The sequence below is a fragment of the Ideonella azotifigens genome (assembly GCF_006519715.1).
Lineage (GTDB): Bacteria > Pseudomonadota > Gammaproteobacteria > Burkholderiales > Burkholderiaceae_C > Ideonella > Ideonella azotifigens.
Genome location: NZ_VIDT01000050.1, coordinates 1 through 16,485, shown reverse-complemented (window position 1 = coordinate 16,485; position 16,485 = coordinate 1). Strand labels below are relative to the sequence as shown.

At 67.6% G+C, this 16,485-nt stretch carries 15 protein-coding genes and 1 pseudogene; 9 read left to right on the top strand and 7 right to left on the bottom strand.

The features are described 5' to 3' along the window. The 3 genes and pseudogenes from FKP22_RS05790 to FKP22_RS05780 all read left to right on the top strand — a co-directional run. A pseudogene (locus FKP22_RS05790) lies at positions 1-175 on the top strand (lipopolysaccharide assembly protein LapB); the annotation flags it as partial. Beyond that, positions 175-924: a glycosyltransferase gene (locus FKP22_RS05785; RefSeq protein WP_141286059.1), complete on the top strand. Its 750-nt coding sequence runs from the start codon at positions 175-177 to the stop codon at positions 922-924. The pseudogene FKP22_RS05790 and the gene FKP22_RS05785, both read left to right, overlap by 1 nt. After that, a complete protein-coding gene (locus FKP22_RS05780) occupies positions 921-2,009 on the top strand; it encodes a glycosyltransferase (protein WP_170200765.1) in 1,089 nt (362 codons plus the stop codon). Before FKP22_RS05785 ends, FKP22_RS05780 begins: the two co-directional genes overlap by 4 nt. Before the next feature lie 18 nt (positions 2,010-2,027). Here the strand turns inward: FKP22_RS05780 and FKP22_RS05775 are convergent, their stop codons facing one another. Beyond that, complete coding sequence (locus FKP22_RS05775) at positions 2,028-2,864, bottom strand: glycosyl transferase (RefSeq protein ID WP_141286055.1); 837 nt, start codon at positions 2,862-2,864, stop codon at positions 2,028-2,030. 58 nt (positions 2,865-2,922) lie between these two features. On the opposite strand from FKP22_RS05775, the gene FKP22_RS05770 reads away from it, so the two are divergent. Beyond that, on the top strand, positions 2,923-3,243 hold the full coding sequence (locus FKP22_RS05770; RefSeq protein WP_141286053.1) for a ComEA family DNA-binding protein: 321 nt from the start codon (positions 2,923-2,925) through the stop codon (positions 3,241-3,243). Here FKP22_RS05770 and FKP22_RS05765 read toward each other — a convergent pair. The 3 genes from FKP22_RS05765 to dnaE form a co-directional block, all read right to left on the bottom strand. Next, a complete protein-coding gene (locus FKP22_RS05765; RefSeq protein ID WP_141286051.1) occupies positions 3,240-4,424 on the bottom strand; it encodes a patatin-like phospholipase family protein in 1,185 nt (394 codons plus the stop codon). The genes FKP22_RS05770 and FKP22_RS05765 overlap by 4 nt on opposite strands. 92 nt (positions 4,425-4,516) lie before the next feature. Further along, positions 4,517-5,029 (bottom strand): hypothetical protein, encoded by a 513-nt coding sequence (locus FKP22_RS05760; RefSeq protein WP_141286049.1) that lies wholly within the window; start codon positions 5,027-5,029, stop codon positions 4,517-4,519. Between the two features lie 125 nt (positions 5,030-5,154). Next, the gene (dnaE, locus tag FKP22_RS05755; protein WP_141286047.1) at positions 5,155-8,685 is read right to left on the bottom strand and encodes a DNA polymerase III subunit alpha; all 3,531 of its coding nucleotides are present in this window, start codon (positions 8,683-8,685) and stop codon (positions 5,155-5,157) included. Between the two features lie 107 nt (positions 8,686-8,792). On the opposite strand from dnaE, the gene FKP22_RS05750 reads away from it, so the two are divergent. From FKP22_RS05750 to FKP22_RS05740, 3 genes are all read left to right on the top strand, one after another. Then, entirely contained in the window at positions 8,793-9,287 is a 495-nt protein-coding gene (locus FKP22_RS05750) for a MarR family winged helix-turn-helix transcriptional regulator (protein WP_141286045.1), read from the top strand. Positions 9,288-9,328: 41 nt separating this feature from the next. Further along, complete coding sequence (locus FKP22_RS05745) at positions 9,329-9,754, top strand: organic hydroperoxide resistance protein (protein WP_141286043.1); 426 nt, start codon at positions 9,329-9,331, stop codon at positions 9,752-9,754. A gap of 131 nt (positions 9,755-9,885) precedes the next feature. Further along, positions 9,886-11,247, top strand: a complete 1,362-nt coding sequence (locus FKP22_RS05740; RefSeq protein WP_141286041.1) for an esterase-like activity of phytase family protein — start codon at positions 9,886-9,888, stop codon at positions 11,245-11,247. A 98-nt stretch (positions 11,248-11,345) separates the two neighbouring features. Here FKP22_RS05740 and FKP22_RS05735 read toward each other — a convergent pair whose 3' ends face one another. Then, positions 11,346-12,305: an asparaginase gene (locus tag FKP22_RS05735; RefSeq protein WP_141286039.1), complete on the bottom strand. Its 960-nt coding sequence runs from the start codon at positions 12,303-12,305 to the stop codon at positions 11,346-11,348. Positions 12,306-12,375: 70 nt separating this feature from the next. Here FKP22_RS05735 and lexA point away from each other — a divergent pair, with 70 nt between their 5' ends. Together lexA and FKP22_RS05725 are read left to right on the top strand one after the other, a co-directional pair. Next, positions 12,376-13,047, top strand: coding sequence for a transcriptional repressor LexA (gene lexA / locus FKP22_RS05730; protein WP_141286037.1), 672 nt, complete (start codon positions 12,376-12,378; stop codon positions 13,045-13,047). A 53-nt stretch (positions 13,048-13,100) separates the two neighbouring features. Further along, on the top strand, positions 13,101-13,439 hold the full coding sequence (locus FKP22_RS05725; protein ID WP_141286035.1) for a helix-hairpin-helix domain-containing protein: 339 nt from the start codon (positions 13,101-13,103) through the stop codon (positions 13,437-13,439). Positions 13,440-13,551: 112 nt separating this feature from the next. On the opposite strand, the gene FKP22_RS05720 is transcribed toward FKP22_RS05725, so the two are convergent. Both FKP22_RS05720 and FKP22_RS05715 read right to left on the bottom strand, forming a co-directional pair. Beyond that, entirely contained in the window at positions 13,552-14,883 is a 1,332-nt protein-coding gene (locus FKP22_RS05720) for an MFS transporter (protein WP_211361314.1), read from the bottom strand. Between the two features lie 26 nt (positions 14,884-14,909). Beyond that, the coding region (locus FKP22_RS05715; RefSeq protein ID WP_141286033.1) for an HDOD domain-containing protein at positions 14,910-16,485 on the bottom strand (1,576 nt) is incomplete at its 5' end.

Below are 16,485 nucleotides of genomic sequence, written 5' to 3'. Positions count from 1 at the left end.
CCACTGGAGCGCCGAAGAGACCGAGGCCCTGCGGGCGGCCGTGGACAAGGCTGCCAAGCCGCTGCAGCGCTACCGCTGCGCCGCCTGCGGCTTCGAGGCCCAGCGCTACTTCTGGCAATGCCCTGGCTGCCTGGGCTGGGACAGCTTCCCGCCACACCACGTGGAAGAGCTTTGATGAGGACCGGCGCTGCGCGCGACGACCCGCGGGTCGTGCTCTGCATGAAGTGGGGCAGCAAGTACGGCCCTGAGTACGTCAACCGGCTCTATGCGATGGTGCGCCGCCACCTGCGCGGCGACTTCCGCTTCGTCTGCCTGACCGACGACGGCCGCGGCGTGCGCAGCGAAGTCGAATGCCTGCCCATCCCGAAGCTGGAACTGCCGCCTGGCATTCCCGAGCGCGGCTGGACCAAGCTGACCACTTTCGAGGCGGACCTGCACGGCCTCACAGGCACCGCGCTGTTCCTGGACCTGGACGTGGTGATCGTGGCCGACATCACACCCTTCTTCGAGCAGCCGGGCGAGTTCCTGATCATCCACGACTGGAAGCGCCCCTGGCGCATCACAGGCAACTCCTCGGTCTACCGCTTCCGGCTCGGTGCGCATGCCGACGTGCTGGCCGAGTTCCTGCGCGACCAGGCCGACATCCGCGCCCGGTTGCGCAACGAGCAGGCTTTCCTGTCCGAGGTCATGCACCGCCAGGGCAAGCTGGCCTACTGGCCGGCCGAGTGGTGCTGCAGCTTCAAGTACCACAGCATCCCGAAGTTCCCGCTGAACTACCTGCGTGCACCGCAAGTGCCGGCCGGCGCCCGCATCGTCGTGTTCCACGGCGTGATGAACCCGCCGGACGCGCTGGTGGGCCGCAGCAACGGCAACTGGCGCCACGCCAAGCCGGCCGGCTGGATTGCGGCGCACTGGCACGAATGAGCGACCAGGGCATCGCTCAGGCGCCACGGCCTGGCGTGCCCAGCACTTGGGCCTGGTGGCCACACACCACCAAGCCCGGCAACGCAGGATTTCGCCTGCGCTGCGCGCAGATCATCGAGCAGCTGCAGCAGCGCGGTGCCTCGGCTGTCCTCTACCAACCCGGCTCGAATCGGCCGCCCCCCTCGGTGCTGGTCCTCTCTAAACGCTACGACAGCGCCAGCCTGGCCCATGCGCTCGCACTGAGCGATACACACGGCACGCGGCTGGTGCTGGACCTGTGCGACAACCACCTGCATGCGGAACCTGACGCGCCGCGCTGGCAGGCTCGCCGCGAGCAGTTGCTGGCTGCGCTGGCGGCGGTGGACCAGGTCATCGTCTCCAGCGACGCGCTGGCCGAAGTGGTTCAGGCCGAGGCACGCATCCGCCAACAGATGGCCGTGATCGGCGATGCGGCCGAGCCGCCCCACAAGCCCGCGCCGCTCGCCCGCTGGCGGCATCCGCTGGACGGATGGGAGTTGCTGCGCCTGCAGCATTGGCTCGCCGGGCAGCCGGGCGGCAAGCTGGTCTGGTTCGGCCAGCACGGGGTGCCATACGCCAGCGGCGGCATGGCGGACCTGGCCAAGCTCAGGCCAGTGCTGGAGCGGCTGCATGCCGCGCTGCCGCTGAGCCTCACGGTCATCAGCAACCACCGCCCCAAGTTCAACACGCTCACCCAGGGCTGGCGCGTGCCGGTGCACTACCTGCCCTGGCAGCCTCACACTGTGTCCAGGGCGCTTGCCATGCACGACGTGGCAGTGATCCCCATCACGCCCAACCCGTTCACCTTGTGCAAGACGAACAACCGCGTGGCCACCGCGCTGTTGCACGGCCTGGCCGTGGTGGCGGACAGCATCCCGAGCTACCGCGAATTTGCCGACTGCTGCTGCCTGGACGACTGGGGTGCGGGCTTTGAGCGCCTGCTGCGCGAACCCGCGTGGCGCCAGTCCCAGGTGGCCCGCGGTGTGGACTTGATCCAGTCACGCTGGCAACTGCCGCAGGTGGTCGACCAATGGCAGCAAGTGCTCACCCGGCTCGCGTCGAAGTGACGCACGCCGCGCGGCGGATCAGGCCCGCTTCAGGGCCCGTGTGAGGCGCTGCCTGGCCGCTGTCAGCAGCGCGGGCCTGTGGGGCGGCCGGTAAACCGCCTCTGCGAGCCGGAGGCGCAGCGGCAACTGGCGCGGGTCGCGTTCACCATGCTCCACCTGCCACAGCAGGCCAGGCCGGAACCAGCCCTGGCGAATGCCATCGCGCACCGCATCGGCACTGACGAAGTGGTCCTGCAACGCAAGGAACAGCGCGTCCATCCACACCGGCGCCAGCGGGTTTCTCGACGACAGCCAGGGCTGCAGGTTCATCGCGGTGAAGTGCAGCAGCCGGGTCTTGCCAGGCTCGAAACGCTCCAAAGAGTTCCAGGTGTAAGGCAGGCAGACGGTCTTGGACGGCTCGAACTCGAGCTCGGTCATCACCTCGCGGTAGCGCTGCTGCGCGAGGCGGTGGATCTCCACCGGGTCCCATCGCGCCAATGCGCAGTCGATCACCATCACGCTGAACTGCCGGCGCCGGCCGCTCTCAGGCGGCGCTTCGGCCGAGCTCACGGCCGAACCCACGGCGCGCAACTCAAGCAGCTCGCACAGATCGTGGAACACGAGCATGTCCGAGTCCAGGTAAACCGCCAGGCCGTGGTGGCCACTGAGCTGCGGGATGAAGAATCGCTGCAGCGAAAACAGGGTGTGGCCGGACGCGGGCACGGGCTGGCCTGCCAGGCAATCGTCCAGCCGCAGGATCTCGACTGGCAAACTGGCGTGACGCAGGATGCTGTGCGCCAGCACCTGCGCGGCCACATGCTGAGGCGGCGCGCAGCCGACATAGACTTTCAATGCGGCGTCGGCGGAGTCGGTCATCATTGGCTGATTTTGACGAGAAATTCCGGCCCCGCAGCCCTGTGGAAAGCGAGGAACCATGACCGCGCGCAAACCTGTTCGTGCCACGCTCGCCTTCGCGCTGCTGATTTCGCTGTTTGCAGCGGCACCCTCTTTCGCGGCCAGCACCGAGGTCAATACCGCGAACCAGGCCGAGCTGGAGATGGTCATCGGCATCGGACCGGACCTGTCGGGCCGGCTGCTGGCCGAGCGCGCAAAGGCGCCGTTCAAGGACTGGCTGGACTTGCAGCAACGCATGGCCGGCATCGGCCCGGTGCGAGCCGGCAAGTTGTCGGCCTCGGGGCTGACGGTGCGGGGCCAAACCTACCCAGCGGCGGTCAAGCCAGCGGCATCTCGTTAGCAGCCGAGGAAGCCCTTGACCTCGTCGCGGCGAGCCAGCGTGTCCGCCTCGCCCAGCGCCATCAGCTCGCGCGTGAAATCGCTCTCGAACAGCAGGTAGCTGGCGAGTGCCGAGCCGCGTGCCGTGCGGCCCATGCCACTGACGCCAACGCCACCCAGCAAGGCGCGGATCGGCAGCGGCAAGGTGTTGATGTGGCGTGCGGCAATGTCGTCCAGCCGCTGGCTGGGCGAGATCACCAGGATGTCGATCGGGCGAAGATGCGTGTGGCGCTTCGCTTCCGGCGGCAGCAGGCCCAGCGTGTGGTTGATGCGCTGCAATCGCTCGATGTCGACCGACAAGGCATCCAGGAAGATGCTGGACATCGCATGGCCGGCGATCTGCGCCATGTTGGGATATTCGCCCCTGGCCACCGGCTCGGTGGCAGGCGGCTCATGCATGCGGCCGGCTCCGATCACCAGCACCCGGTCGGCACCCAGGTGCACCGCAGGCGAGATCGGTGCGGTCTGCCGCATGCTGCCGTCGCCCATCCACTGCGGCCCGTCGTCGACACTCACCGACTGCGCCGGGAACACGAACGGGATCGCCGATGACGCGAGCAGATGCCTGGCCGTGATCGGTCCGTGCACCGCCAGGCGCTGGGAGCGCACCCAGCCCGGCACCGGCTCGGCGGCATCGTAAAAGGTCACGTGGTGGCCCGTGCTGTAGCTGGACGCCGCGATGGCCAGCGCGCGCACATGGCCGCGCTCTATCAACTCCCGCACCCGGGACACCGGCACCAGATTGTCCAGCAATTCGTTCAGCGGCGAATTGTCCAGCAGCGAGCGCGGGCGCAGCTTGCGCCAGCGCTTGATGGCCCAGCCGATGGACATCATCGTCAACCAGCCTGCACCAGTGCGGATCACGCCCAGCGAATCGGTGCGGTAGACCTGCTCGGCCTTGAAGCGCGACCAGATGTACGCCAGCCTGGCCACGGCCAGCTCGAATTCGTCCGCCCCCGCCGCCAGGGCCGCGGCATTGATGCCACCGGCCGAGGTGCCGGTGATGACAGGGAACGGGTTCTCGCTGCGCGAGCAACCGGCTTCGCGGCGGATCTGGCAGACGGCACGCAACACACCGACCTGGTAGGCGGCGCGCGCGCCGCCACCCGTCAGGACCAGGCCGGTGACAGGAGGGGAGGACATCGCCGCAGTCTAGGCCGCGGTGCGCGGCGCTGCGCCGTGAACAATCCCCCCACAGCCCGTCAAATCCGGGCTTTCGCGGTCAGGTCCAAGGATCAATACGGGTTGTTGCCACCGCGCATCGTGGGCGGGCCGGACGGGCCGCCAGGGGGCGGGCCACCGTAAGGCGGGCGCGGTGCGCCGCCGTAGCCATGGTCGTAGTGACCGTGATAGTTGTCGTGATAGCGGTCGCGGTACTCGTACGGATATGCACGGCGCTCGTAGTGCACCGGCACTACTCGGCTGCGGTACCAGTCCTCGCGCACGAAGTAGACCGGCCGGCCGCAGGCGTTGTAGCGGCCGCAGTAATAGCGCCAGTTGGCTCGGTGCACCGTCGGCACGTAGAGGTACATCGGCGGCGGCGGGGCAACCCAGCGCGGCGCCGGGCTCACCCAGACCGGCGCTGCGGCATAGACCTGCGGACGCCCGTAGTCGCCGATGTTGATCTGGCCGTAGAAGCCGGGCTGGCCGACCGACAGGGACACGCCCACCGAGGCTTGGGCCGAGGGTGCGGATGCCGCCAGGCCACATGCCAGCAGGGCCGCGGCCACAGGAAAAGCTGTTTTCATGGGGAGGCGACGGGCCGCTTGGGGGCGGAGCGTCGGGGCATCGGTGTTGAACATGCCTGACCAACGCAGCACCCGGCGCCCACGTTGTCAGACAAGGCCCAAAGACACCAATTCTTACGCCGGCTTCATTCGTAGACGATGCGCGCCTGGCCACCCGTCACCACGCGCCACTGTGCCAGTGCCTCGTTGGTAGGCCAGAAGCGGCCCTGCTCGCCCAGCTCCAGTTCGGCGTCGGCGCCCGGCAGCGTGAGCTTCACGCGGACCGGCAGGCCATGCACCAGGTCGCCCTCCTCGCTCTGCTCGCGTTTGGCGGGGTGGCTGCGCACCACCTCGGCCATCGCCGGTGACTTGCCTTCGCCCAGCGCCACGCTCAGGTGCCGGCCAAACCGCGCCCTTGCGCCGGCCAGGCCCCAGACCTGGGCCACGTTGAGCCGCAGCCCGCCAGAGAAACGGTCGTTCTGCACCTTGCCCTGCACGACGATCAATTCGTCGTCGCGCAGCTGATCGCGGTAGCGGTCCAGCATTTCCTCGTTGGCCACCGCCTCTATGGGCTCGCTGTTGTCGTCCAGCTTGAAGATGCCGACCCGGCCGCGCGCGCCGTTGATGACCCGCAGGTCACTGACGATGCCCGCCAGCAGCTGCGGCTCCTTGGCGTCGATCAGGTCGGCAATGCGGCGGCGGCAGAACTGGCGCACCTCCGTCTCGTCCTCGTCAAACAGGTGACCCGAGAGGTAGAAGCCGATCGCCGCTTTCTCCAACGTCAGCTTCTCGCGCACGCTCCAGGGTTCGGCAGCCACCAGCGGCGGCTCCTGGGTGTGCGAGCCGTGCGAGCTGCCATCGTCGAAATCGAACAGGCCACCCTGGTTTGCATTGGCCGCCTGTGTCTCCGCCCAGTCGAAGGCCAGGCCGATGCTGGCAAGCGAGCAGGCACGGTCGGGGTGCAACTCGTCAAAGGCACCGGCCTTGATCAGGGCCTCCACCACGCGCTTGTTGCAACGGGATTTGTCGACCCGGCTGCAGAAGTTGAACAGGCTGGTGAACGGACCATCGGCCTCGCGCGCCGCGACGATGGCCTCGATCGCGCCCTGCCCCGTGCCCTTGATCGCGCCCAGGCCGTAGCGGATGCGCTTGCGGCCGGCGGCGCCCGGCATCGGCTCGAAACGGTAGACGCCGTTGTTGACGTTCGGCGGCTCGAAGCTGATGCCGAAGTTCTTCTGCGCATCGGCCAGCAGCACCTTGAGCTTGTCGGTGTCGCCGAGTTCGATCGTCATGTTGGCCGAGAAGAACTCGGCCGTGTAGTGCACCTTGAGCCAGCCGGTGTGGTAGGCCAGCAGCGAGTACGCGGCGGCGTGAGACTTGTTGAAGCCGTAGCCCGCGAACTTCTCCATCAGGTCGAAGATCTCGTCGGCCTTGTCCTGCGGGATGTTGTTGCCCGCAGCCCCCTTGCGGAAGATCTCGCGGTGCTCGGCCATCTCCTCGGCCTTCTTCTTGCCCATCGCGCGGCGCAGCATGTCCGCGCCACCCAGGCTGTAGCCGCCCAGCACCTGGGCGGTCTGCATCACCTGCTCCTGGTAGACCATGATCCCGTAGGTCTCGGACAGCACCCACTCCACCAGCGGATGCGGATACTCCACAGGCTCGCGGCCGTGCTTGCGCGCAACGAAGCTGGGGATCAGGTCCATCGGGCCCGGGCGATACAGCGCATTCAGCGCAATCAGGTCTTCCAGCCGGCTGGGTTTGGCGTCCCGCAACATGCCCTGCATGCCGCGCGATTCAAACTGGAACACCGCCTCGGTCAGGCCATCGGAAAAGAGCTTGTAGACGGCCTTGTCGTCCAGCGGCAGCGTCTCGTAGCTGAAGTCCTTGCGTTCCGGGTAACGCGCGACGATGAAGTCCTTGGCCTGCTCCAGGATGGTCAGCGTGGCCAGGCCCAAAAAGTCGAACTTCACCAGGCCAATGGCTTCGACGTCGTCCTTGTCGTACTGGCTGACGGCCGAGTCGCTGCCGGGCTGCTGGTAGAGCGGGCAGAAGTCGGTGATCTTGCCGGGCGCGATCAGCACGCCGCCGGCGTGCATGCCGATGTTGCGCACCATGCCTTCGACACGGGCGGCAAGGCTCAGCAGCTCGGCCACTTCCTCCTCGTTCTTCTCGCGCACTTCCAGCTCAGGCGCTTCGAGCCGGGCGTAGATCAGCTTGTCGTCCGGCTTCTCCGGCACCTTGGCCAGCGTCACCGTCTTGCCGGGCGGCGCGGGAATGAGCTTGGCGATGCTGTCCACATGGCCGAAGCCCATGCCCAGCACCCGGCCGATGTCGCGCAGCGCGGCCTTGGCCGCCATGGTGCCGAAGGTGGCGATCTGGCTCACCGCCTGGCGGCCGTACTTGTCCTTGACGTAATCGATGACGCGGTCGCGGTTGCCCTGGCAGAAGTCAATGTCGAAGTCGGGCATCGAGACCCGTTCCGGGTTCAGGAAGCGCTCGAACAGCAGGTTGTAGAGCAGCGGGTCCAGGTCGGTGATCAGCAGCGCGTAGGCGACCAGCGAGCCGGCGCCCGAACCCCGGCCCGGGCCGACCGGGCAGCCGTTGGCCTTGGCCCACTTGATGAAGTCCGACACGATCAGGAAGTAGCCCGGGAAGCCCATTTTCAGGATGGTGTTCAGCTCGAACTCCAGGCGTTCCAGGTAGCGCGGGCGCTCGGCGTCGCGCTTGGCCAGGTCCGGGTACAGCATGGCCAGCCGCTGCTCCAGGCCGGCGTAGCTTTCCTCGCGGAAGAACTGCTCGATCGGCATGTGCGTGCCGTCTTCGAGCAGCGGCGTCGGGAAGTTCGGCAGCTGAGGCTTGCCCAGCACCAGCGTCAGGCTGCAGCGCTCGGCGATCTTGATCGTGTTGGCAATCGCCGACGGGATGTCGGCAAACAGTGCTTCCATCTCGGCCTGCGACTTGAAGTACTGCTCGCGCGAGAAGCGCTTGACGCGGCGCGGGTTGGCCAGGGTTTCACCTTCGGCCACGCACACCCGCGCCTCGTGCGCCTCGAAGTCGGCCGGCTCCAGGAACTGCACCGGATGCGTGGCGACCACCGGCAGGCCCAGCTCGGCCGCCAGCGGCACCGTGGCGCGCACCAGCGCCTCGTGGTGCGGCAGCCCGCCACGCTGCAGTTCCAGGTAGAAGCGGCGCGGGAACAAGGCAGAGATCTCCTGCGCCGCAGCGCTGGCGCGGGCCGCATCACCCGCCAGCAAGGCCTGGCCGACGGCGCCGAACTCGGCGCCCGACAGCACGATCAAACCCTCGCCCAGCTCACGCAGCCAGTCCCAGGTCAACCAGGCCTGCGCGCGCTGCACGTTGCTTGTCCAGGCGCGCGCCAGCAATTCACTCAGGTTCAGGTAGCCCTGCTTGTTCTGCACGATCAACAGCAGCCGGCTGGGCAGCTTGTCGCCGCTGCTGTCCAGCGGCTCGACCCAAGCATCTGCGCCGATCAGGGGCTTCACCCCTTTGCCACGGCAAGCCTTGTAGAACTTCACCGTGCCGAACATGTTGGCAAGGTCGCTGATGCCCAGCGCGATCTGCTGGTCTGCCTTGGCAGCGGCGGCGGCGTCATCGATCCGCAAGGTGCCGTCGACAACAGAGAACTCGGTGTGGCTGCGCAGGTGAACAAAAGGCATCCCCCATTCTACGGAGCCGCTCTCTGCACAGCCGCGCTGCGGCCGACGTGGTCAGGCAAAGACCATTTAAGTTGTGTGCAATTTAATTGCGAGCTACATTAATACTCATGGACACCGAACACGGCCCCACCTCCGCCGCCGCGAACACCGCGTCTGCCGACTGGCTGGCGCTGGATCACCAGTTGTGCTTCGCGCTGTATTCGACCTCGCTGGCGATGACCAAGCTCTACAAGCCGCTGCTCGAGCCGATGGGGCTGACCTATCCGCAATACCTCGTGATGCTGGTGCTGTGGGAGCAGAAGCCGGAAGGCAACGCGCTGACCGTCTCGGCGTTGGGTGAACGGCTGAACCTTGATTCCGGCACGCTCACACCGCTGCTCAAGCGCCTGGAAGCCGCCGGCCTGATTACCCGCCAGCGGGACGCCGGGGATGAGCGCCGCGTGCGCGTGCAGCCCACCCGTGCCGGCCACCAGCTTCGCGAGCAGGCACTGCGCATCCCACCCACTGTTGCGTGCGCCATCCAGTGCGAACTGCACGAGATTTCCCAGCTCACCCAGCGCCTGAGGGTGCTGCGGGAGCAACTTCTACAGGCCCAGGCCTGAACCTTTCCCTTCCTCCCTCAAACGTTCAACAGGAGATCAACATGGCCCTCGAAAAAGTCCTCTACACCGCCACCGCCACTGCCACCGGTGGCCGCACCGGCACCGCCGCTTCGGACGACGGCCGCCTGTCGCTCAGCCTCAGCACGCCCAAGGAACTGGGCGGCGACAGCGGCGCCGGCACCAACCCCGAGCAGTTGTTCGCTGCCGGCTACTCGGCCTGCTTCATCGGCGCGATGAAGGCGGTTGCCGGCAAGCAGAAGATCTCGCTGCCGGCCGAGGTGTCCATCACTTCCAAGGTCGGCATCGGCCCGATCCCGACCGGCTTCAGCATCCAGGTCGCGATGTCCATCAGCATCCCGGGCATGGACAAGGCCGCCGCCGAAGCGCTGGTCGCCGCCGCGCACCAGGTCTGCCCGTACTCGAACGCCACCCGCGGCAACATCGACGTCAGCCTCACGGTGGTCTGAAGCCGAAGCGCCCGGCTCGCCGGGCGGTCCCGATCCAGCGCCGACCGAGGCCTCGCTTCGGTCGGCGTTGTCACGATGACGTCACGCGGGCGCCACAGACTGCCGGCCTCTTACGAGGAACTTCAGCAGTCATGAAAAACGCCACGATCTCGACCCTCGCGCTGGCCGCCGCCACCTTCACCACGCTGGCCGCCGTGTCGCCGGCCCAGGCCGCCGTCACGCTGATCGCCAAGGGCAGCCTGCCCGCCACCAGCGCCGACCTGAGCGGCTTCACCAACACGCTGGAAAGCGGCGTCAGTGCCAACCTGCTGGGCGGCATCGGTTCAGGCCTGGCCTGGGCTGGCGGCAGCACCTTCCTGGCCATGCCGGACCGCGGCCCGAACGCCAATGCGTGGAATCCGGCCGTGGACGACACGACCACCTTCATCCCCCGCTTCCACACGCTGGACCTGAGCCTGAGCCCCGCCACCAGCGGCAGCCTGCCGTTCGATCTGAGCATCACGCTGCAGAAGACCACGCCACTGTTCTCGACCGACGCGCTGAACTACGGCCCGGCCGTGCCCACCGCGAACACCCGCCAGAAGCACTACTTCACCGGCCGCTCGGACAACTTCGCTGCCGGCAGCAATTCGACCGATGCGTTGAACGCTCGCCTTGACCCGGAAGGCATTCGCGTTTCCAAGAGCACCAACCTCGTCTACATCACCGACGAGTACGGCCCTTACGTCTACACCTTCAACCGCACGACCGGCAAGCGCGTGGGCATGTTCACGCTGCCGGCCAAGTTCACGGCGGCCAACCTGTCGTCACAAGGTGCCGCCGAGATCAGCGGCAACACTTCGGGCCGGGTGGCCAACAAGGGCATGGAAGGCCTGGCCATCACGCCGGACGGCAAGACCCTGGTCGGCTTCGAGCAAAGTCCGCTGATCCAGGACGGCGGTGACGGCGGCAACATGAACCGCATCATCACCATCGACGTGAAGACCGGCGCGACCCACGAATACGCCTACGACAACCACCTGGCCGCCACCAACAAGAACTACAACAGCAGCGAACTGCTGGCGCTGAACAACCACGAATTCCTGGTGCTGGAGCGCGACGGCAAGGGCCTGGGCGATGGCTCCAAGGCGGTGATCAAGCAGATCTGGAAGCTCAGCCTGGCCGGTGCCACCGACATCAGCGACCTGAGCGGCGCCGCCAACCTGCAGCCGTTTGCCGTCACCAAGACGCTGTTCCTGGACATCGCCGCCACGCTGATGGCCGCCGGCTTTGCCGACACGCAGATCCCCGCCAAGCTTGAAGGCATGGCCTTCGGCGACGACGTGGTGATCGACGGCGTGACCAAGCACACCCTCTACATCGCCAACGACAACGACTTCCTCGCCAACGTAGGCGGCCTGGACAACCCGAACCAGATCTTCGTCTTCGCCTTCGACGAAAACGACCTGGGCGGCTCGCCATTCGTGAACCAGGTCTTCAAGCCGGCTCAGTGAGCCCGAGGCGGCGCATCACGCGCCGCTCGGTATCGTTTGACAGCTGACAGCTGAGCGCCGATGCGGGGCCACCCGCATCGTTTTTTTTCATGGGCGCATCAAGCGCCTGCGCCCTCGCCCACCAGCAGGCGCAGCAGCAACTCCACCCGCGCCTTGGCCGGTGTCAGCTCGGCGGCGCTTGGCAATGCGTCGGCCGGTGCACCGACCACGCCGCCGCCCAGGCAGCGGCTGGCCCGCAGCACAGCCACGCCCTGTGCGACTGCCTTGCACAAAGCAAGCTCCAGCGACTGGTGCACCGTGCCGTTGCCCGTGCCCTGCACCACCAGCCCGCGGCAGCCCAGTCCGAGCAGCGCCTCGACCAAGGTACCGTCGCTGCCGGCATGACTGGCGAGGATCTCCACCCGCGGCCACTCGGCCACCGGTGCCTGCCAGCGCGCCGGCAAGGCCTCGTCCGTCGGCCAGGGCCGCAAGGGCTTCAGCACGCCTTCTTCGATCAGCGCGAGCGGACCGGCATCACCAGAGCTGAACGCATCGACGCGGTAGCCGTGCCACTTGCGCACATCCAGCGCCCCATGCACCCGGCCGGCCAGCACCGCGAGCACGCCGCTCACACCAGGCCTGGCGGCCACCGTCACGGCGTCCAGCAGGTTCTGCGGCCCGTCGGCCAGCAGCGCGGTCGCCGGCCGCATCGCCGCGGTCAGTACCACCGGCTTGCTCGGCGCCAGCGTGCGCTGCAGGAACCAGGCGGTTTCCTCCAGCGTGTCGGTGCCATGGGTGATGACGATGCCGGCCACATCGGGCCGCGCGAGATGTCGTTCAACGGCTAGCGCCAGTTGCTGCCACACGGCGTGCGTCATGTCCTTGCTGTCGAGCTGCACCAGTTGCTCGGCCTGCAGCGAGAAGCGCGACAGCGCCGGCACCGCGGCCGGCAGTTGCGCCACGCCGATCTGCCCTGCGGTGTAGCCGACGTTGTCATCGGCCCGGCCGGCCTGGCCGGCGATGGTGCCGCCCGTTCCCAGCAACACCACATGGGACACGGCCACTGATTCGTTTTGCATTTTGTGGAAGTCTGGATAAAAATACAGATACTGGATACAACCTCAGCCCGCCCGCGCTGGCTGCAAGCTCATGGACAGTCCCAAGCTCACCGCCCGGCAGCAGCAGATTCTCGACCTGGTGCAAACCACCATCGAACGCACTGGCGCCCCACCCACGCGGGCCGAAATCGCCACCGAGCTGGGCTTCAAGTCGCCCAATGCGGCCGAAGAACATCTGCAGGCGCTGGCCCGCAAAGGCGTGATCGAACTGGTGGGCGGCACGTCCCGTGGCATTCGTCTGCAGAGCGGCACTTTACGCGCGCTCAACGAGGCGCGCGGCAAGCAGTTTTCGCTGCCCTTGCCCAGCCTGGCGCAGCTCACGCTGCCTTTGGTTGGCCGCGTGGCCGCCGGCCACCCCATCCTGGCGCAGGAGCACATCTCGCAGACCTACCTGCTCGAAGCCAGCCTGTTCCCCAGCCGGCCTGACTACCTGCTGAAGGTCAAGGGCATGAGCATGCGGGACGCCGGCATCGTCGACGGCGACCTGCTCGCGGTGCAGAAGACCAGCGAAGCCCGCAACGGCCAGATCGTCGTCGCCAGGCTGGACGATGAAGTCACCGTCAAGCGCTTCCAGCGCAGCGCAGGGCTGATCGAGCTGCTGCCCGAGAACCCGGACTTCGAACCCATCCAGGTCAGGCCAGGCGAGTCCTTCGAGATTGAAGGCATTGCGGTGGGCCTGCTGCGTCAGAACATGATGTTCTGACCCCGCTGGCCGGAGGTATTCCTGCAGGCGAGCCCCCGACGAGGTCAAAACCCATGAGCGCGATCAAGAGCCCAAAAGCTGCCTCCGCAGCCGATTGCCAGCGGCTGGAGCAGCTGCCCAACGTGGGCCCGGCGATGGCCGGCGACTTGCGCGCGCTGGGCATCCTGCATCCGGCCGAACTGGCCCGGCACGACGCGCTGCAGCTTTACCGCCAACTGGAGAAACTGACCGGCAAGCACCAGGACCCTTGCGTGCTGGACACCTTCATGGCGATTGTCGATTTCATGCAGGGCGCCGCGCCCCGGCCCTGGTGGGACTACACCGCGCAGCGCAAGCAAGTGCACGGCGAGCTGCACCCGGCGCCGCGGCACGCGGAACCACAAGGCTCATGAGAAAACGCAGGGCCGCCCCAAGTTTTCTCATCCCCCTCGGGGGGCCTGACGCGAAGCGGCAGGTCTGGGCGCGCTCTCAGGCCGCGGCCTGACAGCGCAAACCGACCCCGCGTCAAACCGGTGCCGTCTCGGGCTGCAGGCGATCCCGCTGTGCGAGCGCCGGGAACAGCTTCCACCACAGCGCCACGACGAGCAGCGTGCCGAAGCCACCCAGCAGCACCGAGCCAACCGGCCCGAGCAGGGCCGCGGTGGCGCCCGATTCGAACTCGCCGAGCTGGTTGCTGGCGCCGATGAACACCGAATTCACCGCGCCGACCCGGCCGCGCATGTCGTCAGGCGTCTCGAGCTGCACCAGTGACTGGCGAATCACCACGCTGAACATGTCGGCCGCGCCGCTGATGGCCAACACCACAAAGGCGAACCAGAACGAGGTTGCCAGCGCGAACGCAATGGTCGCAAAACCAAAGACCGCCACCGCGCCCAGCAGCCAATGCCCGGCCCGGCTGGTGATGGGCATGCGCGAAAGCCATACGCCGATGATGACGGCGCCCAGCGCAGGCGCCGCCCGCAGCAGGCCCAGGCCCTCGGGGCCGGTGTGCAGGATGTCGCGCGCGAAGATCGGCAGCAAGGCGGTTGCGCCACCCAGCAGCACGGCGAACAGGTCCAGCGAAATGGCACCCAGCACCACTGGCCGCTGCCAGATGAAACGGATGCCGGCCGTCAGCTGCGCCAGATCGGGCGCGGGGCGCAGGCTCTGGACCGGCCGGTGCCGGATCGCCAGCACGCACCACACCGCCGAAAGCAGCAGCAGCAGCGACAGGCTGTAGACCACCGCGGCACCCCAGTGCGCGCCAATCATGGCCTGTCCGGCGACACCGGCATCCGCCGCTGCGCCCTGGCCGAACAGGCTGGCGACACGGGGGCCGAGCGCATACAAAGCGCCCCCCAGCGCCGGCCCGGCAATGATGGAGGCCTGCATGGCCGAACTCGCGGCGGCCACGGCGCGCGGCAAAAGCGCTGGCGGCACCAGCGTAGGCGTCAAGGCTTGCTGGGCTGGCATCTGCAGCGCGCGTGCCATGCCCAGCAGCATCGAGAGCAGCAGGATCAGGTTGGCCCCGACCCATCCGCCGACACTGGACAGCGCCAGGCACGCCGCCACCACGCATTGCAGGCTCATGCTGCCAGCCACCAGCAGGCGCCTGTCATGGCGGTCAACGAGGTGCCCCGCCGGCAAGGTCAACAGCAGTGCCGGCAGGAACTGGGCAAGACCGACCATGCCGAGCTCCCAGGCGCTGCCGGTCAGGTCATACATCTGCCAACCCAGCGCCACCATCAACATCTGGTTGGCGGCGCCGCCGGTCACACGGGCGCCCAGCAAGCGCAGGTAGTCTCGCTGGTCGCGCAATCGCGCGCTGCCAGCCGACTTCGGGTCGGAAATGCTCATCCGCTCAAGTTTAACTGGGCCTAGGGTTAGCCCGCGGTCTTGAAAGCCATCACCGCCTGGTTGCGCAGCGTGCGCAGCAGGCTGAGCTCGCGGTCCGCCACCGCGATGGGGCGGTCCCGGTCCGCGTAGATCATGCCCAGCGGCACGCCTTTGCTCATCAGCGGCATCAGCAGAAAACTCCTGGCACCGGCCTCGCGGCACCAGGCCGGCAGGCGGGCCTGAAGGTCAGGCGCACGGGCATCGGCGATCTGGGTGTCCAGGCCCTTCAGGCAAGCGGCGGCGAACAAGTCCATCGTGCCGGTCGGCTGCAGGTTCACGCTGAGCTGGCGCGCCAGTTCCGGCGCACCTTCCCCCAGCGCCAGCCGCGCGGTCATCACGGTCTGGCGGGGGCTGCGCGTTGCCAGCACCACGCGGCGAAAGTTCATTGCCCGCAGCAAGGTCTCGAGGATCATGCGCAGCACTTCGTTGAGCACAACAGCGTCGCCCGCCAGGGTTTCGGTGACCTCGGCAATGCCGGCCGCCAGCAGGTCCTGCGCATGGGCTTCGCTGGCAGGATCGGGCAGCACCAAGGTGGCCGTCGCTTCGGACGCCGAGGCCTGGCCAAGCAGGCGCCGGGCGCGGGCCTTGGCCGGCAGTTCGATGCCCATGGTCGTGGCCAGGTCGGCCAGTTGCTGCTGCGCCGTCTGCACCGCCTGCACCAGGCTGTCCTGCGACATGGCCAGGCCACGCACGTAGCCACTGGCCAGCCGCCGCATCGTGATCTGGTCCTCGCCTGCATCGGCCGCCAGCAGGCTTTGCACCATTTCACCTGCGGCGCGCACAGCCCAGCGCAAGCGCTCGGTGCCGGCGAGCGCACGCTGCGGCATGTCGCCCTCGGCCACGCGCAAGGCATGGCACAAGCTGTCTGGCAGGCCCCAGGCCTGGGCCACACCCAGGCCCAGCGCATCGAAGTCCAGCCCCAGCACTTCGCGCGCAGCGCGGGCTTCGGCCGGGCTGTGCCAGGCCGGGCGTGGCTTGCTGCCGTCGCTGGGAGGCACCAGGCGCAGACGCACGCGCTCAGCTTCGTCCGGGAAGTAATAGGCCACCAGCAAACGGCCGAGGTGGCTGAACATCCCAGCCAGGAAGGCTTCTTCGCGCTCCGGCGAAGGAGGGGTCAGCTGGTCGGTCACCATCGCCGTCATCAGCGCTTCGAGGAACATCTCCTTCATGCGCTGGGCGTGGCTGCGGTTGCGCATGTGCTCCAGCAGCATCACCGACATCGCCATGTTGCGGATGCCGGCGAAACCGACCAGCGCCGCGGCACGCGAGACGGTGGTGATGGCACCAGTGCCGAGGTGGCTGAAGTGCACCGTGTTGACCAGCCGCAGCAGCTTGTGGGTCAGCGCCACGTCCTTCAGGATCTCTGCCGAGAGCGCATGCACGCTTTCGCTGTCCGATGCGGTCACGCGCTGGATGCGCATCACCGAATCCGACAGCGCCGGGAAGTCGCCGGTCAGTCGCATGCGGCGCAGCAGGAATTCCAGCGTGGCGTGGCTGGCCGCAGGCTGCGGCGCCTCGGGGTTCAGCCAGCCGCCCAGCGCCTCGCGAAAGGCCGCGGCCGAT

Excerpts from the sequence above, each read along its gene's own strand:
- FKP22_RS05785 (WP_141286059.1), top strand. The coding sequence starts at position 175 with ATGAGGACCGGCGCTGCGCGCGACGACCCGCGGGTCGTGCTCTGCATG.
- FKP22_RS05780 (WP_170200765.1), top strand. The coding sequence starts at position 921 with ATGAGCGACCAGGGCATCGCTCAGGCGCCACGGCCTGGCGTGCCCAGC.
- FKP22_RS05775 (WP_141286055.1), bottom strand. The coding sequence starts at position 2,864 with ATGACCGACTCCGCCGACGCCGCATTGAAAGTCTATGTCGGCTGCGCG.
- FKP22_RS05770 (WP_141286053.1), top strand. The coding sequence starts at position 2,923 with ATGACCGCGCGCAAACCTGTTCGTGCCACGCTCGCCTTCGCGCTGCTG.
- FKP22_RS05765 (WP_141286051.1), bottom strand. The coding sequence starts at position 4,424 with ATGTCCTCCCCTCCTGTCACCGGCCTGGTCCTGACGGGTGGCGGCGCG.
- FKP22_RS05760 (WP_141286049.1), bottom strand. The coding sequence starts at position 5,029 with ATGAAAACAGCTTTTCCTGTGGCCGCGGCCCTGCTGGCATGTGGCCTG.
- dnaE (WP_141286047.1), bottom strand. The coding sequence starts at position 8,685 with ATGCCTTTTGTTCACCTGCGCAGCCACACCGAGTTCTCTGTTGTCGAC.
- FKP22_RS05750 (WP_141286045.1), top strand. The coding sequence starts at position 8,793 with ATGGACACCGAACACGGCCCCACCTCCGCCGCCGCGAACACCGCGTCT.
- FKP22_RS05745 (WP_141286043.1), top strand. The coding sequence starts at position 9,329 with ATGGCCCTCGAAAAAGTCCTCTACACCGCCACCGCCACTGCCACCGGT.
- FKP22_RS05740 (WP_141286041.1), top strand. The coding sequence starts at position 9,886 with ATGAAAAACGCCACGATCTCGACCCTCGCGCTGGCCGCCGCCACCTTC.
- FKP22_RS05735 (WP_141286039.1), bottom strand. The coding sequence starts at position 12,305 with ATGCAAAACGAATCAGTGGCCGTGTCCCATGTGGTGTTGCTGGGAACG.
- lexA (WP_141286037.1), top strand. The coding sequence starts at position 12,376 with ATGGACAGTCCCAAGCTCACCGCCCGGCAGCAGCAGATTCTCGACCTG.
- FKP22_RS05725 (WP_141286035.1), top strand. The coding sequence starts at position 13,101 with ATGAGCGCGATCAAGAGCCCAAAAGCTGCCTCCGCAGCCGATTGCCAG.
- FKP22_RS05720 (WP_211361314.1), bottom strand. The coding sequence starts at position 14,883 with ATGAGCATTTCCGACCCGAAGTCGGCTGGCAGCGCGCGATTGCGCGAC.